This is a genomic window from Pelomicrobium sp. G1, assembly GCF_051905455.1.
In the GTDB taxonomy this organism is placed as follows: Bacteria; Pseudomonadota; Gammaproteobacteria; order Burkholderiales; family UBA6910; genus Pelomicrobium.
In genome coordinates this window covers 1-261 of record NZ_JBQACR010000401.1, presented here as the reverse complement: position 1 = coordinate 261, position 261 = coordinate 1, and the positions used below count along the sequence as shown (strand labels likewise).

The 261-nt window shown below is 72.0% G+C and carries 1 protein-coding gene; it reads left to right on the top strand.

From position 1 onward, the window contains the following. Positions 1-8 precede the first annotated feature (8 nt). A partial coding sequence (locus ACTFO6_RS19000; RefSeq protein ID WP_439935902.1) for a deoxyribodipyrimidine photo-lyase occupies positions 9-261 on the top strand: 253 nt, incomplete at its 3' end.

Here is a 261-nt window from a genome sequence, read left to right as displayed (position 1 = left end):
GCCCCATGATGAGCGCCGCCATCGTCTGGTTCCGCCAGGATCTGCGCCTGGCCGACAACCCGGCCCTCGCCCGGGCCCTAGCCCGCTGCGAGCGCATTGTGCCCGTCTACATCCACGCTCCGGAGGAATCTGAGCCGTGGGCCCCTGGGGCCGCCTCCCGCTGGTGGCTGCACCATGCCCTTGCTGCCCTGGACGTTGCCTTGCGGACGCGGGGCTCCCGCTTGATCCTGCGCCGCGGCCCGAGCTTGGAAGCCCTGGAGC